Consider the following 25,690-nt stretch of genomic DNA (forward strand, 5'->3'; position numbering starts at 1 on the left):
CCTGCACAAGACGCGCACCATCCACGGCAGGAATCAGGGGGCAGCATGAAGCTAGTCAAGGCACGGATCCGAAACTTCCGTTCTGCAGAGGATTCCGGAACGTTCGATGTCGGAGAGCTGACCTGCTTGGTCGGTAAGAACGAGGCGGGCAAGACTGCAATTCTGACGGCGTTGTTTGGTACCCGTCCCATCGCCGACCAGTTTGCTTACGACACGGTGCACGATTACCCCCGCCGCTTCCTCACGCGGTATGAGGAACGCCACGACGACGAACCCGCACCGGTTGCCACCCTGACCTGGGAGCTCAGCCACGAAGACCAAAAGGCGGTCGCCGACGTCCTGGGTGCCGGCGCGTTAAGTAGTACGACCGTTGACGTAACGACAGATTACAGTGGCCACAGCACTTGGAGCATTCACGTCGATCCCAACGTGGTGCGCGCGTTTCTGCTCGACCAGCACGGTGTGGCAGGCGAGGAGCGGGAGAAGTTTTCCAAGATATTGCTGGATCGACTCGTGGTCGAGATAGATGCGCACCCCGAGCCGTCTGACCAATTGCAGGCGGTCAAGCGGTCCATCAGCGGCTTCCGCAAGGGGAAACCAGTGCTGGCGGCCATCGATATCCTGCAGAAAAGGATGCCGGCGTTCTTCTATACCTCTCACTTTGATCGCATGTCCGGGGAGATATCGCTGGACAAGCTGTCTCGTGACACCCAAAGCGGCGCGACGATCTCCCCGGGTGACCAGATTTTCCTCGACTTCCTCGAGTACGCCGGGACGTCGGTCAGCGAATTGCAGTCCAGCACACGCCTGGAAGAGCTCAACGCACGTTGCCAAGCCGCCTCCAATGAAATTACCGATGAGATCTTCGAGTTTTGGAGTCAGAACGACGCGCTCAGTGTAGAGATAGCGCTTGCCCAAGGCCTCTCCGAGGATCCCGCCCCCTTCAATAGCGGGACTGTTGCCAAAATCCGCATTCGGAATGACAACCACAAGGTTTCGGTGCCCCTGTCTGAGCGCAGCGCCGGATTCGTCTGGTTCTTCTCCTTCCTGTCGCAGTTCAAGCAGATGCGAAAGAGGAACCCCGGTGCGATCATCCTTCTGGATGAGCCTGGATTGACGCTACATGGAAAGGCGCAAGCTGATCTGCTCCGCTACATCATTGAGCGTCTACTCCCCGACCCCCAGGTCATCTACAGCACCCACTCGCCCTTTATGGTGCCGGCCGATCGTCTTGCGGACGTTCGCGTCGTCGAGGACGTTGTCACCTACGACCAGCGTCGCCGCCCCACCGTTAAGGGCACACAGGTCTCCGCGGACGTCCTGAGCGTCGATCAGGACACGCTGTTCCCCCTTCAGGCCCATCTCGGTTACGAGGTTACCCAAAGCCTGTTTGTGGGAGCGCATACCCTGTTGGTCGAAGGACCTTCGGATGTGCTCTATCTTCAGGCGGCATCGCACGCGCTCAAGCAACGCAAGCGCCAAGGCTTGGACAGCCGGTGGGTGATCTGCCCCACAGGCGGCATAGACAAAGTGCAATCGTTCGCCTCGCTCTTCTCTGGCAAGGGCATCCACATGGTCGCCTTGTGTGACTACGGCAATGGCGATAAAGGCAAGGTGCAGCGGCTGAGGGAGTCTCAGATCATGAAGACTTCCGGCGTCTTGGTAGCCACGGATTTCACCGGAAAGGCGGAGAGCGACATTGAGGACTTCTTCGCACCCGCCGTCTTCGCCGACATCCTCAACGGTGCCTACGGTCTGAAGGGAAAAGGGCAAATTTCCGCCCGGCAGTTCAGCCAAGACGGTGCCCTGACGCGCCAGGTCAAACAGGCCGAAGCACTGTTTAATGTCATGGGGGCTTCCGTTCCGCCCCTGGATCATTTCACTCCCGCCAACTGGCTCATCCAGAATCAGCACGTGCTGGCCGCGGAAACTACGGCCATCAATGAAACGCTGGAGCGCTTTGAGAAGGCCTTCGCTGAGATCAATGCGGCGCTAGGGGCCGGTGCGTAGATGAACCTCTGCCAGAGCTCCGCAATGGCAGCGGGTTCCTCTCCCGGCGCGCACTCATCGGAGGGCAGGACTCGGCTGCCTGACTCCCGCGCCATGAAATCGGCCTCTAACAGTGCGCCCTTTCCCTGCCATGCTGGCCCTGCGAATGCCGGGTCCGCAGAGGGCGCTTTAGACGCGCCAAGCCCAGTCTGATCCGTGAATGCGGCGACCACCCTGCCGGTTCCAGCGGAACGCCTCCCACATCAGAGTCGGCGGCGTTCCACCGTACTTCAACTCATCAGCCAACCGGATGAACACCTCATCGGTAATCCAGGTTGACGGGGCAAGGTCCAGGTCCGTGAGCTTGGCCGCATGATTGGCCGCGCGTCCAACCCAGACGATGTCGTTGCCGCCTCGAATACCCGTGCGAGCAGCTCGGATTGGGCTGCTGTCGATTCCGACGACATGCCTCACGGTACCTGTCCAGTCGGGGTACTGCTGTTTCAACGCTGGCATGACGATCATCTTGACCGCATAGTTGATTTTCAACCCGGCCTTAGCCGCCGGCGTGGCTTGCCGGTCACCCACCCAGATGCCCATGACACGATCTCCGTCGTAGGAGGTGATCTTGCCGCCCTCTTTCCTGATGATCGTCGCTGCACAGTGCAGGAACGCTTTGTAGATCTCTGCACTCAACTGCCAGGCTTCGGTGTCGACCATATTCGTTGAGCCGTTCAGGTCCGCGTACAAAACAGTGGCACGATCAAACTCCACTGCGTCATTGCCCAATCGCAGATCTTCTGGATCGGGTACAACTTGACCTCTCCGTGTAGACCATCGGGTTTGTGCTATCGCCTGCACGGCGGCCGTCATCTCTTCCAGCAGTGCCACCGTCAGTCCCTCGGCCCAGCTTCGAGAATGCGGGAGCGAATTTGTTCGCATGCCGGTGCAATCAAAGCCCGGGCGTCCGGGCCAGGGGTGTATCGGTAGGGGACGGTCGTGAGCCCCGTGAGATCACTGGGAAGCTTCAGCTTGTCTTCGCGCGGCTCCATCAAGAAGGCGCGCCGACGCCCCAGGAATCCAATGAACATACCCAGTTCAAAGACGACGTTGTCGCGCATGACAGGCCACTCGTCACCGCGGCTGATGACCATGTCATCCGCGTGGGCCACGGCAATGGCAAAGTCTGCCTGTTCCAGCTGGCGCTCGAGCTCGTCAAGTGTGTAGTTGGCGGCGCGGAACACCCCGTGGTCCCATACCACCGTCAGGAACGGGTCGTGCTCGAAGTGCTGTACCAGCAACCGCGTGACAGGGAGCGCCTCCACCGACGACATCACAAAGACCCGGACCTGTCCGCGAGGTTGGGTAATCATGTGATTGCGCTCTTTTAGACGGCGCGAAAGGGTCGCGGCCAGCCGCCGCCAGATGACGGGGTGTGAATCCGCAATCCTGCTGAAATCGATTTCCGGCACCTTTAGCACTACGGTCGGCTCGCGTGCAGTAACAGTTGCCGCCCGCAGTTGCGCCGGTTCGATGGCTGCCATTTCGCCGACGTGGTCCCCAGCCCTTCGGGTATTAACCACTTTGCCGTTGACCAGCACGTCCACGGAGCCGGAGACAATGAAGAAAACGTCGGTCTCTGGGGCGCCCTGAGTGATAAAGGCCTGCCCTGTCCCCACGTCGAGCAATTCCCCGGCCTGTGCCAGCTGGGCTGCGGCCGCGTCCAAGCCGGCCAGCAGGCGGAACTCAGCCAAGGCGGCGATCAGTCGCCTGCCATCATCCGCCGCGAGGCGCTCGACGATCCCAGTCCCCATACTGCCCCCTTGAAAGTGTGAACTGGGTCCCAATATACGCCCAAAGGAGCTGGAATGAATCCGGCTGCCAGCCACGCCGTAGGCGACGCGACCCGCCCGGCCTGGCCTCCTCTTGGGCGCAGGGAGTAGCACGATGGGACACAGCTGGAAAAAAGATCGCACCAAGAAGCGCATTGCCACCCGTTACGCCGAAGTCCGCGACGTGGACATCCGCGATTACAAGCGGGAAACCTCGCTGGTGGATATTCCAGTCAATCGCGCCTATCGCGTCCAAGGGGCGCATGTCTACATCGACATCGTCAATCTGGCGGACATGCTTAGCTGCACTGACATCGAAGGCGAAACCTGCCACAAGCGGGCCCTTCGATTCCTGAATCAGCACTACCGCGCCGTCCATCGCATCCTCGTTGAAAGTGATGCCATCCGTGTGGACTTTCACAACCAGCGGCTGCATGCGGTTGTGACCAAGCCGTACGGCGATGCCAACGAACGCGCCCGGATCGAGCGCGCGGTTGCGATCGCCCAGCTCGCCATCGATGTGCTGGCTGAAACGGGCGACTCGGACGCGCACATCCCCAATGCCCAGGTTCGTGTCGGCATTGACAGCGGGATGGCGTTGGCCGTCAACAATGGTCGTCGCGCCAGCCGAGAACCTCTTTTCTTAGGCTCCCCAGCCAATCAGGCGGCCAAGTGTGCCGGGCATGGAGGGGCTGAAGGCATCTACCTGACGCACGGCGCACGTGCCGTGCTTGAACTGCCTACCTTGACCGGCAACAAGGACCGCACCACTTCGCTGACCGATGCTCAGATTTCCGCATGCGTCGAGGCCGCTGCACTCGGCATTTCCAAGTCGCGCATCATCGAACTCTGGAAAGATGAACAGGCCGAGCTCCCTATCGGCGAATTCAAGTTCAGTCGACCGACGCCTCCGCTTTCTGATCTGGACTTCTCCCTGCTCAGCGCGGCGAACTCAAGGCGATTTGATGGCGTTTCGATCTATGCCGACATTGACGGATTCACCGACTTCGTGGACAAGCACTTAGAGGAGGATCCCGAACATCTGGTTCGAACACTGCACGTATTGCGCTCTGAGCTGGATGCGGTCGTACACGAGGATTTTGGAGGGCGTCGTGTCCGTTTTATTGGCGACTGCCTTCATGGGGTGCTGCTGGAGGGCACGTCACAGACGACAGATGCGCAGGACACGGTCAGCACCGCTGCCCAGTGCGCGGGTGCATTGCGCAGCAGTTTCTCCACTGCCCTGGAGCAACTGAGCGCCGAAGGCGCGGAAGTGGCAGAGCTGGGATTGGCCATTGGCTTCGAACTTGGCCCCCTTGCCATTTCCCGCCTGGGCATGAAGGGGAGCCTTCTGCGGTGTGCCACGGGGCGAGCGGTGTTGGAATCTGAAGCCCAACAACGACTCTGCGACGGTGTGGAGACGGCCATTGGTGAAAATGCCTACAAGGCCGCCAGCGCCGCGATACGGACCGTCTTTACCGACAAGCGAAAGGCGGCGAACCTAGACTATGCCGCAGCGGTGGAGGAACTCGCCGCATCCGGGGACCGCGTGGCGAAGGCAACACTGGAGGCACACTACGCTGAAGTGGCACCCGCAGTGGCTCCTGCGCTCGCGCAGCCGATCCGTCCTCATGTGGCCGCGACGTGACGCCAAGGCCTTTGGAGCTGCTGCAGCGCGTGGCACCGGACTACGGTGCCACGTTGATCGTAGACCCTGTCGGGGGGCTGGTTGGGATCACAGTGGTTCGGGCCGGCGGAGCCGAGTACGCATTTAGATTGCTCGTCTCCGTTGCAGGCGAGCACGTCTCAGTGCGCGAGATCGCCGACCCCGGCATGCTGCCGGGGTTCTGTCCCGATCGGCATATCAACGGTGACCGTAGCTTCTGCCTCGGCTGGGGAGAAGACAATCCGAGCCGGATCCAAGACGAAGCAGCAGCGAGGCATTGGTGGGCCACGGTCTACCAGTACCTGACCTACCAGATCGGCGCGAACGCCCGCCGGGTCTTTCCTGGAGCGGAGAACGGCCGCGCGCACGGTCGTGCTGCGCAGCATCAGGCCAATGCTGAGCAGGCAGCCGAACGACTGGGTCCGGCATTCAAGGCAGATGTGCTCGCGGGGCAGTTCATGGTCCGCAAGGATTCGCGCCCTCAGAAGCGGAGGCTCGAGCTCTGGCACGGCAAACTACTCCTTGCTCGGGTGTCGACGCGCACTGAAACCTTGGTCGGGAGACCCCCAGTCTGCCCATGTGGCCGCGATCCTGACGGTGCGATCACTGCATGTGGCGACCACGCTGCGGCCCTGGTCACTTTCATCTTGGAACAGCACCGATGTGCGCTGGCCGACACAGCTTTCCTTGAGGATTGTGCGGCTGCAGGAGCGCGCTGCTGCGGAACGCTGGACATCTGCGGTCTTCGATCTGCCATCAAACGAACACAAACCGTATCCCTCAAGACAGAGAACTCACCCCGTGCAAGAACCTCAAAATTCTGGCGGCCACCCGCCAAATCAAAGCGACCGCGTTAGTGCCGCTTGGCAGCAGCTGAATTTGGTCTTGGGCTTCTTCTCCCGTGTAGACACAAAACTCTCGGTCGGCCTGGGTATCAACCTGGGCATGCTTGCCATGATCGCGACGCGGCTGCCGAAACTTGATGAACTAACGGCCCTGATCTCGGTTGCGGGCGTTTTGTTCCTTACACCGCTTACTGTTAGCTTCTGGCACCTGTGGTACGGATATTTTCCGGAACTGCGAGGCGGGTCAAATTCGCTCATCTTCTTTGAACGGGTGTCGAGCATGGCCGAGCACGAGTTCTTGCAGAAGTGCGCGGAGCGTACGCTGATGGAGTTCGAGGAAGACCTCCTGGGTCAATGTTGGCGCAATTCCAAGATTCTCTCGTCAAAATTCAGCTGTTTGAAGTACGCGTACATTGCCACTGTTCTGGCAATCGCCCCATGGATGGCACTCATCGTTGTGCTGCCTCCGCCGGCAAAGTGACACACAAGTGGCTTCTGCTCATCCAGTTGTTGAGCCGGAGCCCCGGGCAGCGCTGACAGGGCCGGGCCTTCCGGCCCAAGTCGGCCCAAGGTGAGAAACGGTGCTGGCCATTGCCGGAGTTTGGCCATCGGCTATCACACGCACGTCGCAGTTAGCTCCCTTTCGGAAGGGGATGCCAGCCTAGACGTGCAGCAAACTCACGACGATAGACGGTGTCAATCTGGGGCGGGGCTCGCCGGACGTACTCTTCTGCGAGCGTCGCAGTTTGCCCTGAGAGGCTTGCGAGGTAGGCAACTGCTTCTTCCACTGATGGGACGCGTTGATTTTCCCCGTTGAACTTCGGTGGCAGCGCCGTCCATAGCACAGTGGTAATCCCGCGAGCAGCGGCCCAGTCAGCGAGCCCAGGAATACTCGCCGGTGCTGGACAGCCATGTGTCCAGACCCCCAAGTGTCGCTCCATGTTCTTTGAGGGAATGGCTTCCCGCTCACGCAAGGCTCGCTTGGCGTCGCCCTCGTCGTCGGTACCAGCCTCAACCCAGAAGGAGGTGACAGCAGACGCGGCCGCATGCATGACCAACGTAAGCCGTCCATTGCCGGATTGCCTTAAAAACTCTACGCAAACCGTTGGCCCGTCTGCCAGCCACTGTCCACGAACCGGTAGACCGTCGGGTTGCCATACCAGCGACCCCCAACCAAGATAGGCAATCATCTTGAGCCTCTACTCGACTGCGACAGCCGTGCCGCCCACCACAAGCGGCTCATTTCGTAATCGGTCGAGCCTTTAGTCTCTGCGCTCACCATCCTGGATGCCTCCTCGTCTCAACAAGACTCTGTATTGATAGCGCTACCGCGCCATCTGCCGCGATGTTGCGCTGCAGGGTCCGACGCCGGGCGAGAAGAAGCGCGAAGACGGAGCATGCTGCTGATTGCGGACTACCCGCAAGAGCGGGTGACGCATGCCTGGGAGATAGTCGAACCCGCTGTCTTCAAGCTCAAGTACGAGGCGGGAGAGAACCTCATGCTGCAGGAGCAAGCGGCGTCGCGACGATGCAATCCGAACACCCCGGCACCCTGTGAAAGGAAGCACGAAATGGCTGAAGTACCAGAACAGCTCTTCGGCAATAAGCTGGATGGGACTATCCTGCCCCACCAGTAGCAGGCAATCGTGCAGTGCACGCCCCAAGGCAAAGCAGTCATGCCGTCTGCCCTGCTCATGGGCGACCCTCAACATCACCACTAGTGCCGCCAGGCTATCCAGAGTGCCCAGCCCGCACAAGCCCTCGGTGATCTCTCGTAACCGACGGTCTCGGCGGACAAACATGCCGGCTCGCAAGCTCGCTCCGCTGAACACTTCCAGTTGCACAGGTGCACTGAGCGACATGAGTATTGATTCTCCACAACCGCCAAGTGCCTCGTGGACATTCAGAGCGGCCCAGACCGGTGAACATAGAACCATGCGGGAGCCGGGATAGCGCGCCTCGGCTGCTGCCTGCGTCGCCTGGGACGGGACGTGTTCCGCATGGGCGTATTTCACCCACACATTGGAGTGGCAGCCGGGACGCTCCGGGGATATCGACTGTCCGAGCGCGTATGCGCTGGATAGGCCCATTCGGCTTCGCAAGCATTCAAACCACAATCCGACACTGAGTGATCGCAGGCAGTACGGCACGGCTCGGTTGGCGGGAAGTATGCTCGTGCTTGCACGCATGCGGGCAAGTCGCGCCTCGCCGTAAAAGGGTATCTCTTTGAGCGCCATGGCCGTGCCCCTCCCCATTCACCTTTGATGGGTAACGAAACGCGAGTTTGTTACTCCTTCCACCATCCGTATTAGAGGGGCAGAATCAGGAGGACACAAGCGACGGGGTGTGACCACGCCATGACGGAGCGGACCAACGAATCAATCCTGGCCCCGGAACGCCGTGAGATCGAAAGAGAATTGACCTTTCATTTCGGGCCTCTCATCGGCTATGAAAACTTGCCGCGAGCTCTTGGCTATCGCTCCAGCCACGCGCTCCGCCAAGCAGAGGCACGCGGAACCTTGCCCGTGAAGATATTCAAAGTGCCCGGCCGCCGCGGCAAATTTGCCTTTGCGATGGACATCGCCGACTGGATGGTTGGGCTGAGGGCCGCAATCAGTCCGCCGGCAGTATCTGGCACCCCGCAAGATGAAGCGGCTGCTCTGAAGCCCAACCAGGAATGACGCCCCACAACCCAAACTCAAGGGGCCGGGCTTGTAGCGTTTCAAGAACAGACTCAAGACGTCCCCGAAGATGCGCTCGCCGAGCGCCGAGGAGAGTACCAAGAGCCGGAAACTAACATCTCCGAACCCTGGAAATGACTTGCCCCCGTTGGCGCGGGGGCAAGTGACATCTGTTGGAGCAGATGGTGGTGAAACTCAGCCTGTACCCTGAGGCTCACCCTTTTCCTTGACAAAGTCAAGCGACTTCCCGTTCGCGCGGAGGGGTGCGCCCATTTCCTCCCCATCTCATATGGCGGAGGCGAACCTGAATGGGCACCTTGTTCCAATCTCGAGACCGGGCAGACGTTCGCAAGCCGACGGCTGAGGAGCAGGATGATGACCGCAGGAAAAAGCGCGACCGCCAAACCGACGGACGAAGACCGCCGTGAGGGGCATCTGCCCCATTCCCCTCTCGAGCTAGCACGCGGCAAGCGCGACCGCCGCGAAATCTTTGTATTTCAGTCCCCGAAGAATGGGCGGACCGTAACGGTGGCCGACCTGGTCAACTTTTGCCAGGCGCTGATGCTCGAATTTGACCCCCAGGTGGAGATGTATGTTGAGAGGCCGCGTCGAATCACGGTAGGCGAGAAGCGCGACCTTGAGTTGAGCTTCTGGGTCGGGCGGAGGGATGGCACCCAGCACTACCAGTTTGTAATCCCTACAAAACGGGTGGCTTCACTGAGTGTTGGCTTAGTCAAGCTTCCCGCAGATGACGAGCTCATCCACATGGCCTTGAATCAAGGGCTCGTATTGCGACTTGTCCACGAAAACTCTCTGGCATCTCGCGCCAGCGAGGTCGCTGTTGCCTACGAACTACTTCCGCTTGTCTGGGCCAATGCAAAGATCGCGGGGGCCAGGCAGTTGGAAGTGAGGATTGAGGACATGCTCCAGAACGTTGAGCGCCTCACCATGAGCGCATTACAACTGCAGACGGGCCAGGCCCGGTTCGCAGTGGCTTGCGCAGTGGCAAGCCTCGTCTACACCGGCCGCGTACAACTCGTGGACTATCGCCCAGGGGATCCGGATGCCCTCGTGGAGGTGCGTCATGGCTAGGTACGAAATCTATGATCAGGCGACACTCGACGAGTGGTACTCCCCACATCCGGTTGATATTGCACCAGATCATCTCTCCAAGTTCCGCGTGGCCAAGGAAGCACTCACCGCCTTGCTTCTGGGCCGTTCCACCATCACCGCTATATCCCGGAGATATGGAATCTGCCACAAACGCCTGAAGCGCATGGCAATGAAAGCGCCCACGATAGCCCACGATGGCATGCCGCACGGATTTCGCGTATGCATTCCATGGGGCAGTTACTCGACTGAGCTTTCCTTCGAACCCGCGGAATTGCCGCTGGTTCCAGGAAGATTTGCGTGGCACAAAGTCTCCGAAGCTGTGCCGAGTGTTAAAGCCTTGATCGATGGCTTTGCAACCCATCTGCCGCCGGGCCGCCCTCCAAGCGCGTTCGTAAAATTGCACCAACGAGTCCTTGCGGAGCTGAAGCAGCACAACCTGGAGGACAAATTCCCCCTGAACGATCCTGGCAAGGGGAAGCGCTCGCTGCTTGCTTTGCTCAAGCGGCGGCAGTCGGCAGTAGCCGACGTGGACCTTTATGAACCTCAATCGGCATCGAACGCTCCTGTCGCTTTGGAGCAAGCAGTACGGATGGGCCTGTTCGCCAGAACGGAGTTTGACGCGCACCAAATCGATGTTGAATGCAAGATCTCCATCGATATGCCCAATGGCGCGCGTGTTACGCGCAAAGTGTCACGGCTATGGCTTCTCATCGAAATAGAGACTGAATCCAGGGCGGTAACGGGATGGCTTCTCTGTGTCGGCCAGAGCTATGACAATCTTGATGTAGCGCTCTGCTTGTCCAAGTCAATGGAACCCTGGGCTCCCAGGGACCTGACGATCCCGGACCTCTTCTACGCACCTGGCGCTGGAATGCCCGTCTATCAGGCAGCAACGCCGATAGTCACGCGCTCGGCCGCTGTCGCACTGGACAACTTCCTTGCGCACTCGGCCCATGCACTCGAAGCAGCATTCTGCAGGGCTCGGGGAGGTGTGATGATCTTCGGAAAGTCGCACACACCGCGCTCACGACCCATTGTAGAGCAATTCTTCTCGCGCTTGGAACGTGGTGCGCTGCGTAAGATCCCCGGCGGTTTTGAGCCCGCCAAACGGCTGGGGGAAAACAAGATCAGGATCAGCAACTTCTCTCCGGATGCCCATCCCATCCAGATGCACCTTCTCGAGGAGCTCCTGGACGTCATCATAGCCAACTACAACGCGACGCCTCACTCCGCACTCGGACAGATGACGCCGCTAGCGTATCTCACGAATCGCAAAGAGTCAGCGTTTGCGTTTGCGCCGGAAACCTGTGGCCTGGATGCTGCAGATATGGCTTCGACAATCGTAAGCCTGCCCGTAAAAGGCAACAAGGATAATGGGGAGTTGCCCCATGTCACCTACTTGTATGCGGACTACCGATCCCCTTCCCTTAACGATAAATGGGGACTGATTGGCACCAGGATTCTTGCGCGCGTGAATAGGCGCGATCTTCGTTCAATCGTGCTACTTCAAAGTGCCACCGTGCCATTCGGAGTGGCTACCGCGCGAGCGCCTTGGTCGCGCGCGCCGCATGACGAGAGGACGCGAAGGATCATCTGTCGTTGGTCCAAACAGCGCAGTGATTTCTCAATCGCTGGCGTGGAGTGTGCAATTGAAGCCTTCATAGCGCATCTTCGATCTACTGCAGACACGTCCCAACCCGCAGTCGACCAACTTGCGCGCTTGCAGCAGTTGCACTTCGGCCGTCTGCCCGACATTCGGTCCCAGCCAGCTCACATCCCGGTAAGAGTCCCCCGGGGAGGCAAGGTGAATCTTGATGACTAGATCGGACCTTGCGGAGGCCATCATGGCCGTCCGTCGCCTTGACCCCGACCATCCACTTTTCATTGAGTCTGGCTACCGTATCAACACGAAGCCTGTCGAACGCATGGCGGATTTCGTTCTGTACAACATTCAGCAGGGTCATCATGGGTGCTCTCTTTATTCAGAGAGCGGGGTTGGCAAATCCACGGCGCAAGACTATCTAGTCGAAACCGACTGGCGCTGGCTCGTGGAGGACGGACGCCGCGCAGGTGTGGCCAGGGCAATCGTCGCAACCTCAGATGCATGCAGGAGCCCGCTGAGCTTCTGGCACGCGCTTTCACATCAACTGGGAATGCCGCGCTGGTCATCGGCCAGGCCTCACGAGCTGAGGGCACGAATACACAATCACATGCGCGCCGCGTGTGGGCACGCCGACGTACGCAGGTACGTATTGTTCATCGACAGTGCTCAACGGCTCACCAATCTTGAGTTTCAGTGCTTAGAAGATCTTGATAACTTGATGAGCAAGGACAGGCTTACTCTCTTTTTGGTCTTTGTGTACCAAAGTGACCAGCAGGGCATCGAGCTTGGCGACATGTGGCAGCACCATCCGTCACATGTTGTTCGCCGGTGGTTTCTGGACTCAGCCCCATTTCTTCCTCTTGCGGCGCGAGATGAGGTCAGGCATGCCCTGTCGCGCTACGACGGCGCAGCATGGTGGCCGACAGAGGACATGCCATTTTCTAGATACTTCGCCACCGACGCATTTGATCGCGGATGGCGGCTGGAATCTGAAACGGAGATGATTTGCGATGCTGTGTCCGCCCTCCGGAGGGAGGTGGGACTTCCCGAACATAGTGGCTGGCCGATGTGCTCCTTCACATCGACCGTGCGGAATCTGCTAACGAACGCTTGGTTTCAGCAGAGTTTCGAACGCTTCACTCCATCTGACGTCCGTGCTGCGCTTGTGCATGTCGGGTACCTGCGAACCGAGTTCATTCGCATGCGCGAGAAGATGTCCGACAAGGCAATCGCCATCATTGAGAAGATACAGAATACGGCAAACCAGGTAGGGGGAAGCAATGAATAGCTCTCGCGCCGTAAATCCTTCTACGCCTCGGATTGTCGGCGCAGAGCATGAGTTCTATCCATACATATCGGGCTACGGCGTGCTGCAGCGGATCGTTGCACTGGGCATGCCAACAAGTGAGCAACTCATGATCATGGGGGTGAGGCGTAAGACTGGGCGCTCCATGCTCCGCCCTTTGCTTCTGCCGGGCCGGGTGCAGGATACTTTTGCGTCAGCCATCGAAGTCCGTGACGTCACAACGAAGAATCTATGGAATCCGGCCGCGTGGCTTCCAGTTCAATCACTTCGACTTCTCGCGGGTAGTGAGCTTCCATATATGCGGTGCCCCGCATGCGCACTTCACGGCTACCATTGTTCACTATTTCTCCTTCCTTCCATCTCTGCGTGCCCTTGGCATGGCGAGAAGCTCATCAGCCACTGCGAGGCATGCGGAAGGACGCTGGGCACCAGTTTTGACCACTCCGGTGGTCTCGGGACTTGTACTTGTGGATTTCAGCCAATCGACGCCCACACAGCGCTACTGGACGTCAGGCAATTTCCCGCTCGTGAAGTGTCGCAGTGGGTGGATGACTACCTTCATTGGGCATCACGCCAGCGGGCAGGCCGAGTGATTCACTTCCCCAGTGATGCGCAAAGCTGGCCTTCAGCTCTGGCGCGCCTGATTGATAGAACGACTCCTATGCCGCCCGTCCACCAGGACGATGGCAATGCTCACGTAAGGTATGAGGCTTTCCAGCCATCCGCTGACGATCCGGAGCCAGGGGCGTTCTGGGGCTGGGCAATGATTGGCGGCAACTCGGGCCTCATGTGCGCTCCGCTCCCATTGATGGCCTACGATGCTTTGACGCGGGCCACTGCAGCGGCATGCGCCAGGGTCGGACTTGAAGGCCTATCTGTCCTGAGCTTCCGCTCAACGCACTACGACACCCAAGGACCCACTGAGGTAGAGCGGCACGAGTCGTTCCTAGCTCCCTATGGTGTTTCTGCCAGCGGCGCGACTTGGCTCAATCTCTCGGTTGTCGACCCGATGGTAACGTTAGCGTGCGGCACAGCGCTGGAGCTGGCCGCTGCGGCCTTTGGTATCGCGAACGACAAGCCGGATAGGTCCCCTTCCGTAATCGTCGCTTCGGTATTGGACAGCATTAAGGGAAGATCCGCCTTGGTCGACGCGCTTGTGTGGGTTCTGGCAACCGCTTATGAGGAAGGCTTGGCGTTGACGCTTGCAAGGGTGTTCAAGCTGAATCCGAAGGATGTACTGCCTTCAGGTGGGTATCCGGTCATCGAGCTTCAGGGTTCCGCCCGTTCCTTGAGAGAAGTCCGGGTCGCCTGGGTGACACCTCGAAAAACAGCTAGAATCCAGCAGAAATCCTAAGGCAGGCAGTTCTTAGCAATTTTTGCCATCATTGGGGCAACGGCACTGTCTCGTGCCGGACTGCGAACGGCAGTAGCCTTCATGCGAGTACGCAACACAAGGGGAGGCTTTGCCGCCGCGTGGGCTAATTGGCAATTCTAATGAACCCCCGGCAGTCGTGGGCGTGTTTTATGGGCTTCCGGAACTGTTGGGCGTTATTTATGTACTTCTGGAAATGCCGGGCGTCTTTGGTGAACTTCCGGGAATATCGGGCATCTTTGGTGGACTTCCGGAAATATCGGGCATCTTTGGTGGACGGAAGCTGCCAGGAAGAGGCTAAGCTCACCCCATCCATATCTTCTAAAATCAATGCGTTAGAGGCCGGGCGTTTTCGGTGCGGCAGACACCTGCCACTGGGTCTGCTGTGATTCTATGCATCAGACAGTTGGAGTACGCTTTCTCCATGGTCAAGCCCAATTCCAGCCGTTCCGAACCTGAGTCAGCTGAGGTGGTCGAGAGCGGCTGCGGCCAACACTACACGCAGCTATGCCACTGCCCTGCGCTACTGGGCCGGCTGGCACCAGGGACGCTACGGGACCGAGCTGGCGCTGCCGGTCAGCGAGGCTGTGGTGATCCAGTTCCTGGTTGACCATATTCAGCGCAAGAGCAAGGCCGAACTGGTCAGCGAGCTGCCGTCGGCGCTAGACCAGGCGCTCGTGGCCGCAGGGCTCAAGGCTAGGATCGGGCCGTTGAAGCTGTCGACCGTGGTCCAGCGCGTGGCCGTACTGTCCACTGCCCACAAGCTCAAGCGGCTGGCCAATCCTTGCGAGTTGCCTAGTGTCCGCACCCTGCTCAGCCGCGCCCGACGAGCCGCGGTGAAGCGGGGAGACCGGCCGACCAAGAAGACCGCCATTACCCGTGCCGAGCTTGAGGCCATGCTGGCCACCTGCGATGACACCCTGGAGGGCCTACGCGACCGCGCCCTGCTCTGCTTCGGCTTTGCCAGCGGAGGGCGCCGGCGCAGTGAAATCGCGGCCGCGGATATGCGGGACCTGCGCAGGGTCGGTGAGGACGGCTACATCTACCGGCTGGAGTACTCCAAGACCCAGCAAGCGGGGGTCACGGCGGATTCGACGCCTGACAAACCGATTCTGGGGCGCAGTGCTGAAGCGCTCGCGGCCTGGCTCAATGCGGCAGAAATCCAGGAAGGGGCGGTCTTCCGGCGGATTTGGAAGGGACGGGTCGGCCCTCCCCTGCTCCCAGGTTCCATAGCGACGATAGTTAAGCGGAGGGCTAGTTTGGCAGGTCTAGAGGGGGACTTTGGGGGCCACAGCCTGCGTTCCGGCTTCGTGACCGAAGCAGGCAAGCAAGGTGTGCCTCTGCCGGCTGTAATGGCGATGACCGAACACCGGTCGGTGGCGAGCGTGATCGGGTACTTCCAAGCCGGAGCAGCGGAAGACAATCCAGCTGCTCGCTTACTGAAGTGAGGAACGGTGATCGCTGGCTCGCCTTGTCTGTGTCAGGCCAGCACGAGACCCTCAATTGTTGCGATGCCGAGCCAGTACGACTGCCCCCGAACCTCACTTGAAGCAGGTGACGCCCGAATCCCTGCACGTCCCTGCTGCTGACATAAACTTACGGAGTATTCCCGTCGGCAGGGAGAACATTGGAGGTATCGGTGGATAACGTGGATGTCCCAGGTCCGAACCGCATGTCGAGCCCAATTGCTACGGGCGGTTCGGGTGTGTTCTTCGAGCAACATGTCGCGGCCTACTGGTTAGCCCAGCTGCTTGTCCGCAGCATTCCGCCGATCTTGACCGATGCCGGGGTAACCGAAGTCCATTTCCAGACCGAGCATCTCGGCTTCAATACGGATGACTTCCTTGTCGTCTGCACGCGCGCAAGTGCAGCGAATGCGCAGCTCGTAGGTCAGGTGAAACGCAGCTTCACCGTCAGTGCCGCCGATGACGAATGCAAGAAGGCCATAGGCGATTTCTGGAGGGATTTCAAGAATGCCGATCCTTTCGATCCTCTGAATGACCGTTTCGTGCTCGTCACGCTGCGCGGCACTAATACGCTTCTCGAGAATTTGGTCGGGCTGCTCGACTGCGCGCGGGGGGCGGCCGACGGGAGAGAATTCGAACGGAGGCTGTCTCTCGATGGATTCATCTCGAAGAAGTCCGTCCACCAGTGCAACGAGCTCTGCCAGATCGTCAGCGCTCTGGAAGGAGCTTCCATCACAGCCCAAGACCTGTGGCCCTTCTTGCGTCTGCTGCACGTCCTGAGCCTCGACTTACACACCTCCACCCGCCAGACCGAGGCGCACATCAAGACGCTTCTGGCCCTCAAGTCTACCGATCCGGCTCCTGTCGCCAGCGCGACGTCTGCGTGGAACGCCCTCTTAGCCTTTGCCAGCGAGGCTGGACCTACCGCGCGGAGCCTGAGACGCGCCGATCTTCCAGCCACTCTCGTTCAGGCGTACGGCGAGGTGGGCGCGAACGAGCAGCGCGTGTTGGCGGCGCTGAAGAACCACACGGAGTTCGTTCTGCGGAAGATTCGCACGACGATCGGGCCGGCTTTTAATCTGCGTCGCGCCGGCATCACCCAGAAGGTGCTTGCAGCCATCGAGGCGAAGCAGGTCGTCTTGATAGCAGGGCCGGCCGGCTGCGGCAAGTCCGTCATCGGCAAGGAAGCAGTAGCCTTCCTCTCCGGCGAATTCATCGCTCTCGGCTTCCGGGTCGAGGAATTCGCCGTTGCCCACATCGACGAAACACTCCACAACAGCCAGATTCCGGCTCGCGCCACAGAACTTCAGGCCATTCTTGGATCGCAGGGCCGCAAGTTGCTCTTGATCGAAAGCGTTGAGCGCCTTCTTGAGAAGCCAACGCGCGACGCGTTCAGCGACCTCATGACGCTCGCCCAGGATGACGACGGCCTCGGCATCCTGATGACATGCCGCGACTATTCAGTGGAGCAGGTACAGGCAAGTTTTCTTCAGGCGGCTGGGATTGATTGCGCGGTAGTCCAAGTTCCGCCGCTTGATGACGCCGAGCTGCTAGAGATCCAAGCGGCCTTTCCTTCACTGGCAGTACCACTCGCCAACCCCGCCCTGCGCGAGATACTGCGCAACCCCTACTTCATCGACAAGGCATTGCGAATTCCGTGGGATGCGGGACGTCCGCTTCCTGAGAACGAGCGCGGTTTCCGCACTGCCTTTTGGCGGCAGATCGTGCGAGCGGACCAAAATCCGACGAACGGCATGCCGCGCCAGCGCGAAGTCGCTTTGCAGGAACTGGCGGTCCGCAGGGCGCGTGCTCTGTCGGATTACGTGCCAGCTACGGGGCTGAATGCCGCAGCCATTACTCTCCTCAAGCAGGACTCCCTCGTTGTTTCGCCCGACGCCAATGCCCTGCTCGTGGCGACGGCGCACGACGTCCTCGAGGACTGGGCCATCCTGCAATGGATCGAGGAACAGCACCTCACGGATGAAACGTCTTTCAAAGCGCTGTCGTCCGCGATTGGGCCGCATCCTGCAGTGCGCCGTTCGTACCGGAAGTGGGTTGCCGAGCTGGTCGACCGTGATGCAGCCGGCGCGCACCGGCTGTTCAGTGCAGCGATCGCACAGGCTGACGTGCCCGCCCAGTTTCGCGACGATACGTTAGTCTCGCTGCTCAAGGCGCCGTCGGCGTCAGAATTCCTGACACGGCATGAGGCCGAGCTGCTCGCCAATGACCGCGCAATCCTTAAGAGGGTCATTCACCTCTTGCGCGTCGCCTGTGTGACGTCGCCCGCGTGGCTTGCCGACGTGCGCGGCCATAGCTCGATCCTTAGCGTGCCGGAAGGCGCGGCCTGGGCAACCGTGGTTAGACTGGTGTGCCGCAACATAGTCAATTTCGGACCGAACGACGAACTGCTGCTTCTCGCATTGATCGAAGATGCTGTGCGTGGCGTAAGCTGGTGGGCACCCGATATCGAAGGGGCCGAACATATTGCCGGCATTGCCCACTGGCTCCTCCCGCGCTTTGACCACTACCGGGGAGAGGACGCGCGCCAACGCATTCTGAAGGTAATTGCCAAGATCCCGAAGGCTGACCCCGCACGCTTCGAAGCCGTCTTGCGCGGACAGATCAAGAAAGGGCGCCGCCGCGATTCCATCGCCGAGGAATTCCGCGGCATCCTCCTTGCGGGCCTCGACGGTGCGCCAGCTGCGCGCGACCTGCCGGACCTCTTGATCTCCGTCGCACTTGATGCCTTCATCGCCACGGATGAGTGTCTGCGGTTGGAACCCTATAGCCGCTCACCCATCAACGTTGACCTTTACTTTGGCATAAAGGAACAAATGCGCCATGATTTCTTCCCAGCAAGTGCCTTGCGAGGGGCGTGGATCAACCTGCTCACGCAGCATCCAAGAAAGGGTCTCGATTTCCTAATCGAGGTCTTCAATCATAGCGCCGAGTGGTACGTGCATCCGCGTCTTCGCGATCCCCTCGAACCCGCTTGGGAAGTCGAGCTCACATTTGCCAACGGGACCAGGCGGAAGCAATGGGTGAACCCACGTCTCTGGGGGCTGTATCGCGGCATGACAGTTGGACCCTATTTGCTGCAGTCGCTTTTGATGGCCTTCGAGAAGTGGTTACTCAACTACGCCAAATCCTATCCCGAGGGGCTCGACGCGGTACTGCTCGAAATCCTCCAACGCAGCGATTCCGCTGCGCTCGCAGCCGTCGTTGCTAGCGTGGCAACCGCTCATCCTCACCGGTCAGGCGAGGCCCTCCTCGTGCTGCTGTCGGTGCAGGACTACATCGAGATCGACCGCAGCCGCATGGCCGGTGAGCACCAGGCTTCGAGCGTCACGGGATTGTTCCCCGCCCTCCATGTCGAAAACAAGATCTTCGAAGAGGAGCGTAAGGAGTCGAATGGGCTGCCGCACCGTAAACACGACCTTGAAGCGGCCATCGCAAACCTGCAACTCGGCCCTCTAGCCCTGCGGGCTCAGGCCATCATCGACCACCATATCGCGGCGCTGCCCGCGCCGGACCGGCGCGAGAAACGCGACCTTACATGGCAGCTTGCTCTCCACCGGATGGATTTCCGCCAGTACGATTTGGCCCCCGACCAGCCCGCAGAGGATGAAACATCAACAGCAGACGGCGGGGGCCGTCCGAAGAATTACATCCGCCTCGAACCCAAGCCCCCGGCTCCGGAAGTTCAGCGACTCATTGACGAGAACACGGAGAAGATGGGCGAGATGAATGCTCGCCTGGGTGTCTACATGTGGGGCGTCCATATCTTCCAGTGGAAGGCGGACTCTGCTGACCCGGCGCGGTGGCGAGAGAATCTGGTAAGTGCCAAGGGCATGGATCGCACCGCGGAACATCCCGACAACAGCCGTAATGCTCCAGGATTTGTGGCTGCCGTCTGCGTCCGCGATCACTGGGACGAGATGTTGCCTGAAGAGAAGGAGTGGTGTGTCGACGTCATCTGCTCCGAAATTTCCAGGCACGCGGACCAGTGGGGAACAGTCAACCGCTTCCAGCGGTTTTCGATGCTGGCTGATCGCCCCTGTGCCTTCGTGGTGACGCTGCTGCTCTCCAAGCCATTGGCAGAAGCCCAGGCGCCGCGCGTGCGGCAAGCCTTTATCGCGGCACTAACCCATCCGATCGACGAGGTCCGGTGGTACGCCATCCTGGGCATTAACGACAAGGTGTGGGCCGTGAACCCCGCTCTTGCCCTGCGCGCCGCGAACGCTCTCGCAACCGAGGCTGCTCTAGCCGACCGCGATTGGAGCGTTGAAGAGCGGAAGGGTTACGACAAGCGACGGACTCCGGACGCGATCTCCGCTGCGGCGGCCGCAGAAGTTCGCGAGCGGTTCTGGACTGAAGGGGAGATCGCGAAAGACGGATATATCAGGCTCGACACCACCGAGACATTCGGAGCCGAAGTGCACGCGAAGGTCCTCACGATCCTAGGCCAAGCTCCCCAGGAGCCATTGGCTGTGGCCGCACACCGACGTGCCAGCGAAGACCTCTTGGAGTGCTGGAACCGTGAGCACGATCGTTCTGCCGACCGGCGCGAGAGAGATTTTCACAGGGAGCAGGCCATATCTGACCGCATTCAGCAATTTGTGATGCGCGCATCAGATGCCAATGCGGAGCAGGTCCTCCAGCCAATCCTTGACGCAGTAGATCGGCATCCTCGTGAGGTCCACAACGTCATCCAGGGGCTCACAAGCAGCGAGGACAAGAACCCCAATACATCGCACTACTGGTTCCTATGGAACCTATTCGCCGAGAGGGTCAAGCGCGCCAAGTGGCTCACACATCTGGACAGGGAGCATCCTCACGGCGGCGAGGTGCTGTCAACGATATTCCTGACCGCGTGGTGGAAGGACAACGTCCGTCACTGGCGGAGCCTTGAAGGCTACGCCCAAAATGTAGACGCGTTATTCGACGCGCTGCCGCCGGTATGGATCGTACTTGACAGCTATGTCCGCTTCCTCTACCACATAGGCGAGCGCTCCCTCCCGATCGCATTTGTGCACATCGCGAATGCGCTTAGACGCGGCGACCCTGTCGACTTGCTGCACAAGTCGAATACTGTAGTCATGCTCGAAGTCCTTCTCCAACGGCATGTCTACGCAAGGCCGCTGGAACTCAAGCGCGATCCGGCCCTGCGCGAGCCAATCCTGTATGTGCTCGATAGTCTTGTCGAGAGCGGCTCTTCCGCCGCGTTCAGGATGCGAGACGATTTCGTGACTCCGGCTGCCTAGTGGGACCTACCGGTATTTTGGTTTAGGTCCACTAGATCCTCAGTGGACTCGTCCGCTTCCTCGTCAGGCTCGAGACAGTTTTTTCACAATCTTATGTACGCAAAAGCTCACGGCCACTGAGCCTAGCGCCCGCTTTGAGTCGAAAGCTGGCAGGCCGCCCTACCCCCGATAAATCGATCTAATCCCCTGCCCCAGTGCCGTCCGCTTCCGGCCAGAAGCTGACATCATCCACGTCTGATTTCAGCGACTGTCGACGGCCGTCCGCTGGAAAGACTCGCTAGGCCGATGGATCCTGACCTCATAAGGCGCCCATACATCCATCTGCTTTGATGTGATTGATGAACCCATCCGAGGCTCCCGTTTCGAAGTCCATCAATGCAATGAAGCCGCCTTTGCGATGTGGCTCGACGGATGTAACAGCTGTGACTCCTGGCGCTCGCAACAACAATTCCCTGAGGGCTACAGCCTCGTCCGGAGGCTGTCGGCGGATGCCTTCGCATGAGACGTGGTCCGAATTGCAAGCCTAACGCCTGACTTAAGCCAAACCGCAAAGCGGCGTCGGCTCGAATGAATTGTTAAAAGCCATCGCTACAGACCTTGTGAAGGCCATCTTGCCGCAGGGTGTGGACGGAACATCCAGGAAATGCATCAAGTACGGACTGCAAAGTGATGCTAATACAGCCAATCTCGTCTATTGACGTGCCGTTGAAGTGCAGCCGTTGCTTCTTCTTGGCGAAAATGTTGGACACATCCGCCACAAAGATGCCCGTTGGCTTTGCACCACGCACTCTCCACTCGTTGTAGCGTCCCGATGGAACTTCGAGACTTGCTAAAAGGGTCTCACGGGTTGGAACGTCACCCGCTGATCTCTCTTTACCCCCGAAGTCGGACGATCCAGAGTCATCTGCCAAGACCGATACAACCTGATCAATCTTCGGCTGGACGATCAATCCGATAGAGCCCGGCAGTTCCATCTCATGCCCAGGCCAGAGGGCACAGCACGACCGTGTCTCCTTATCATGATGACAGATCGCATGGAGTAGATCGTCTGGGAACTCAACCGAGTGACCCATCACAGCGAAGTGAGAAAAATGCACGATCACGACATTGTGATCTGAGAGGAGCTTCTGAAAGTCCGGATCGTTCACGTGCGACCGTCCATGGCGTCTAAAGGCTGAATTAAGCCGAGCCGCGAAGGGGCATCAGCTTGAATGTGTTGTTAGAAGGCACCTACTTCGTAGGAAATACGCACCTCATCATTGATCCTAATGCAGTGATCCAAGACAAGAATCCCTGCTCTAACAAGATTTATGTCCCGATCGCGGTTCATGTACTCAGGTGACCAGACCTTTGCGCCGTGGAAGAGGTTATTTCGAACCCTGCGAACCATTAGCAATGTCTGTTGTGCTTTCGGCAGATTGGCGTCTGGAGGTGAATCCTTCCAGCCCAGTCGCCCATCTTTAAGAACCTGCTTCCTCGGTGGTTCGGCCAGGAGATAGGCGACAGCCTCTTTGAATGCAGGGTCTTTCACTCGACGAAAGTGCCAGTCGATACTTGCAGCGAAAGAATCCCAGTTGGCTTCTACTGAGTTACCTCCGCCCCGGACGAACCCTGAGCCTTTGAGGGCGTATTCGCACCGCGCGAAAGTGCCAAGGAACTCGTACGTGAGGTCCGGGGGAAGCAGCATGTTCGGGAATGGAGCGTGCATCCATCTGTGCCTTCTAACGCCTGAAGTAATCCGCGTTGCGAGGCAACGTCGGCTTGAATGAGTGTTAGGCACTCCGCAGAGTACACCGGAGCCACTCATACATGACCTCCATGGCAAGCTTCGCATCCGCTTCCAGTATCGTGGCGGGATGCGCTTTGGTTGCCAGGAATCGCGTACCGAAAGCCTCGGGGTGACCAGGCGCCTTGCGATGAGTGAAAGGGTTCCGTAGTAGGCGAAGCCTGTCTGTGCGATCAAACAGGTCGCTAGGCAGTGGCAGTTTTTTCCGACCAGCCTTAATCATAAGCTCGAATGTGCGCCGCTCTTGCGGAGACATCACGTTCTCAAGTTCTTCGCTAAGGGTCTGCTCTACGAAAGAAGTTGCGAGGAGCAATGCGCCGACGAAGTGGCCGGAAATGAAACAGAGCCGAGCCTCTTCCAGCATGTGGAGCACAGCCAGCTCACCCATCACGGCCCCCGGATGGAAGTAGTGCTGAGCCAGCCACTCGATCCGCTTCACACGAGCGCTCCGCGACGATGCGTCGGCTAGTTCAAGAGCGGCATTAAGGTTTTCACTAGTTGCTTGAACGGGCATCGGAGTGCCTAACGCTTGAATTAGGCCTTGCCGCGAAGCGGCGTCGGCTTGAATGAATTGTTAGCGCTTCAGGTTGAATGTTGCTGCACCGGCCATCATGTTTGCCCCGATTGCCGCAGCCAACAAGAAGCTATTGGTGACAAAACTGATCTGAAGCGCATCGGTGCCTTTCGGAAGAAGAGTTGGAACTATTAGCGATGCTGCGAGGTTTACGCCAGCAATGACTGCGCCCCATCTAAATGCGACAACATGTGAACGCGCTTTCCATGTATGGAACAAGCCAAGCCCAACCAGAAGGATGAGCCAACCGCCAGCAAGTAGGGAAATGAGCATCGCCTCCCCTTAGCGCTAACTAACTAATAGCGGGCACCTGGGTCCAGTTATACAACTTATCTACAGCTCAACGTGCCGTGGGCTATCCCCTTGATACGTCTCTATCTTAGGTCGACTGGATCCGGCTAACAAGCCGACGTATAACCGGATCGACGAGACCGGCACTAGGGACTTCGAAGGTCCGCTTTGGGTCGAAAGATGCCACACCCCCTACCCCCGATAAACATCCCTTATCGCGATTGGACTGACTTGGCAGGCAGAACGAATTTTTGCGCAATCTCCAGCCTACTCACGTTGTCCACTGGCACAAGAACTGCAGCCTTCTGGACCGGCTCCCAAAGCACATAGCTATCCCCCAAGCGCCCCACCAGGCTCAGATTGCGCTGGACCTTCTCATCAATAGTCACATTGACCGTGTACTTGCTGCTGCCGGAAGTAATCGCCTTGGCGCGTTCGAAGCCAAGCCAGTTTGACGAGATCGGAACATAGACAATCATTACGAGCGCATAGGCCAGCCACGGCGAGTCCTTCACGGCGGCCGGCAACACTGGGGACAGGCGTACTGCCATTGCACATATACCCGTCAGCCCCACACCTATCAAAACGGGCCAGCCATTGGACCACCAAATCAAAGCGCCCATTCCGACAATACAAAGAGCCAGGGTCAGCCACATCAGCAGGTTGGCTTGGGACGGACTCGCCGTCACCTTCCCTTCGACCCACCCTCCAAGCAGCAGCGCAATCAGTATGAAGAACAACACCATGCCGATCCCCGCAAGCCCTGCCAGCGCAAGCTCACTCACCGCAACAAACTGAAAGGGATCCAGGCCGAAGTGCCCCCAATACGCCTTCAAATAGAAGGCCCCTTGAATCAATCCGAACGTGACGAGCGCCGAACCCCATCCAGCAACATCAGCCATCGTTAGCGTCTTCTGCGTACGTTCCATGTATCCCCTTCCATCGATGCAGCCCCGCCACATAGTGGCATGCAGCGCTCAGTCCTGCAGGATCCACCCCCATTAACGTGACGAGTCACGCCCGGTCACCCCGCCTATTGGCGCCCCACCCCTCCCCAACTATAGTTCCACCCCTCACAAGGACGAGGCGGCACACATGCCCTATATCGGAATCGGACTCCACGTACTGGCAGCCATCTACTTCGCGGTGCACGCCATCCGCTCGGGCCAGAGCCTCTACTGGCTCATCCTGCTCTTCTCGTTCCCGCTGCTCGGCAGCGTCGTCTACTTCCTGGCGATCTACTTCCCTGAAGTCCGGCACTCGCGCGGCGCCCGGCAGGTCGTCCGTTCCGCCAAGCAGCTCATGGACCCGGGCCAGGACTTGCGCAACGCTCGCACCGAACTGGCCCGCACGCCCACCGTGCAGAACCGGGTTCGCCTGGGCATGACGCTGCTGGATGCCGGCCAGGCCGAGGAAGCCAGGACCCTGCTCGAGCAGGCGGCCAGCTCGCCGCTGGGCGACGATCCCTACATCCTGACCGGCCTTGCCCGTGCCCGCCTCGAGTCCGGGCAGCCCGCGCTTGCGGTCGAGACGCTGGACGGCCTGTTCGCCCGCCATCCGGATGTGCGCCGCAAGCCGGAACAGACCCTGCTTTACGCGCAGGCACTGGCGGCTGCCCAAGCGCCCGGCACCCGTGCCGCGTTCGAGCGCGCTGTTGAATGCGGAAACGATGCGGCCGCTCGCTGCCTCTACGCCGAATGGCTGATGGCGCAGCCGCAACGCGACGATCGCGAGCAAGCCCGCAGACTGTTCGCCAGCATCATCGACGATGCGCAGCACTGGTCGCGCCACGCACGGAGCCACAATGCCACATGGCTGGAGCGGGCCAAGGTTGCGTTGAAGGGTTACTGACGCCTGGCGGCCCTTGGCAATCCTGTCGCATTCGCCTCGCTCGCGGCCTCG

At 59.4% G+C, this 25,690-nt stretch carries 19 protein-coding genes; 12 read left to right on the plus strand and 7 right to left on the minus strand.

Translation table 11 applies throughout. The features are described from left to right. The first annotated feature begins 45 nt into the window (after positions 1-45). Positions 46-2,010 (plus strand): AAA family ATPase, encoded by a 1,965-nt coding sequence (locus tag M1L61_RS11460; RefSeq protein ID WP_049402765.1) that lies wholly within the window; start codon positions 46-48, stop codon positions 2,008-2,010. 168 nt (positions 2,011-2,178) lie between these two features. Here M1L61_RS11460 and M1L61_RS11465 read toward each other — a convergent pair whose 3' ends face one another. Both M1L61_RS11465 and M1L61_RS11470 read right to left on the minus strand, forming a co-directional pair. Continuing rightward, positions 2,179-2,880, minus strand: coding sequence for an adenylate/guanylate cyclase domain-containing protein (locus M1L61_RS11465; protein WP_024956864.1), 702 nt, complete (start codon positions 2,878-2,880; stop codon positions 2,179-2,181). Positions 2,881-2,882: 2 nt separating this feature from the next. Beyond that, a complete protein-coding gene (locus tag M1L61_RS11470; protein ID WP_088428977.1) occupies positions 2,883-3,803 on the minus strand; it encodes a TIR domain-containing protein in 921 nt (306 codons plus the stop codon). 133 nt (positions 3,804-3,936) lie between these two features. Here M1L61_RS11470 and M1L61_RS11475 point away from each other — a divergent pair, with 133 nt between their 5' ends. The 10 genes from M1L61_RS11475 (at position 3,937) to M1L61_RS11520 (ending at position 21,137) form a co-directional block, all read left to right on the plus strand. Then, positions 3,937-5,469, plus strand: a complete 1,533-nt coding sequence (locus M1L61_RS11475) for an adenylate/guanylate cyclase domain-containing protein (RefSeq protein ID WP_043033494.1) — start codon at positions 3,937-3,939, stop codon at positions 5,467-5,469. Positions 5,470-6,066: 597 nt separating this feature from the next. After that, positions 6,067-6,813, plus strand: a complete 747-nt coding sequence (locus M1L61_RS11480; RefSeq protein WP_126412175.1) for a Pycsar system effector family protein — start codon at positions 6,067-6,069, stop codon at positions 6,811-6,813. 916 nt (positions 6,814-7,729) lie between these two features. Continuing rightward, positions 7,730-7,969 carry a hypothetical protein gene (locus M1L61_RS11485; protein WP_126412177.1) on the plus strand — a complete coding sequence of 80 codons (240 nt, stop codon included), beginning with the start codon at positions 7,730-7,732 and terminating at the stop codon, positions 7,967-7,969. A 720-nt stretch (positions 7,970-8,689) separates the two neighbouring features. Further along, a complete protein-coding gene (locus tag M1L61_RS11490; RefSeq protein WP_024956858.1) occupies positions 8,690-9,013 on the plus strand; it encodes a hypothetical protein in 324 nt (107 codons plus the stop codon). 375 nt (positions 9,014-9,388) lie between these two features. After that, positions 9,389-10,105 carry a hypothetical protein gene (locus M1L61_RS11495; protein WP_049401583.1) on the plus strand — a complete coding sequence of 239 codons (717 nt, stop codon included), beginning with the start codon at positions 9,389-9,391 and terminating at the stop codon, positions 10,103-10,105. Continuing rightward, positions 10,098-11,948 carry a hypothetical protein gene (locus tag M1L61_RS11500; RefSeq protein WP_024956856.1) on the plus strand — a complete coding sequence of 617 codons (1,851 nt, stop codon included), beginning with the start codon at positions 10,098-10,100 and terminating at the stop codon, positions 11,946-11,948. Before M1L61_RS11495 ends, M1L61_RS11500 begins: the two co-directional genes overlap by 8 nt. 22 nt (positions 11,949-11,970) lie before the next feature. Then, a complete protein-coding gene (locus tag M1L61_RS11505) occupies positions 11,971-13,017 on the plus strand; it encodes an ATP-binding protein (protein WP_072167141.1) in 1,047 nt (348 codons plus the stop codon). An 826-nt stretch (positions 13,018-13,843) separates the two neighbouring features. Next, positions 13,844-14,389: a hypothetical protein gene (locus M1L61_RS11510; RefSeq protein ID WP_126412179.1), complete on the plus strand. Its 546-nt coding sequence runs from the start codon at positions 13,844-13,846 to the stop codon at positions 14,387-14,389. Positions 14,390-14,844: 455 nt separating this feature from the next. Then, on the plus strand, positions 14,845-15,855 hold the full coding sequence (locus M1L61_RS11515; protein WP_197576507.1) for a tyrosine-type recombinase/integrase: 1,011 nt from the start codon (positions 14,845-14,847) through the stop codon (positions 15,853-15,855). Between the two features lie 224 nt (positions 15,856-16,079). Next, complete coding sequence (locus M1L61_RS11520; RefSeq protein ID WP_248854745.1) at positions 16,080-21,137, plus strand: ATP-binding protein; 5,058 nt, start codon at positions 16,080-16,082, stop codon at positions 21,135-21,137. A 575-nt stretch (positions 21,138-21,712) separates the two neighbouring features. Here M1L61_RS11520 and M1L61_RS11525 read toward each other — a convergent pair. The 5 genes from M1L61_RS11525 to M1L61_RS11545 form a co-directional block, all read right to left on the minus strand. Then, complete coding sequence (locus M1L61_RS11525; RefSeq protein ID WP_197576485.1) at positions 21,713-22,285, minus strand: hypothetical protein; 573 nt, start codon at positions 22,283-22,285, stop codon at positions 21,713-21,715. Between the two features lie 71 nt (positions 22,286-22,356). Further along, positions 22,357-22,845, minus strand: a complete 489-nt coding sequence (locus M1L61_RS11530; RefSeq protein WP_197576484.1) for a hypothetical protein — start codon at positions 22,843-22,845, stop codon at positions 22,357-22,359. A 64-nt stretch (positions 22,846-22,909) separates the two neighbouring features. Further along, positions 22,910-23,362: a hypothetical protein gene (locus tag M1L61_RS11535; RefSeq protein WP_248854746.1), complete on the minus strand. Its 453-nt coding sequence runs from the start codon at positions 23,360-23,362 to the stop codon at positions 22,910-22,912. Positions 23,363-23,497: 135 nt separating this feature from the next. Further along, positions 23,498-23,770 carry a hypothetical protein gene (locus tag M1L61_RS11540; RefSeq protein WP_153065972.1) on the minus strand — a complete coding sequence of 91 codons (273 nt, stop codon included), beginning with the start codon at positions 23,768-23,770 and terminating at the stop codon, positions 23,498-23,500. A gap of 230 nt (positions 23,771-24,000) precedes the next feature. Continuing rightward, complete coding sequence (locus M1L61_RS11545) at positions 24,001-24,717, minus strand: hypothetical protein (RefSeq protein WP_010485763.1); 717 nt, start codon at positions 24,715-24,717, stop codon at positions 24,001-24,003. A 166-nt stretch (positions 24,718-24,883) separates the two neighbouring features. Between M1L61_RS11545 and M1L61_RS11550 the strand changes: the two genes are divergently transcribed. Then, positions 24,884-25,639 (plus strand): tetratricopeptide repeat protein, encoded by a 756-nt coding sequence (locus tag M1L61_RS11550; RefSeq protein ID WP_248854747.1) that lies wholly within the window; start codon positions 24,884-24,886, stop codon positions 25,637-25,639. Positions 25,640-25,690 lie beyond the last annotated feature (51 nt).

The organism is Stenotrophomonas sp. NY11291 (assembly GCF_023277365.1).
Lineage (GTDB): Bacteria > Pseudomonadota > Gammaproteobacteria > Xanthomonadales > Xanthomonadaceae > Stenotrophomonas > Stenotrophomonas geniculata.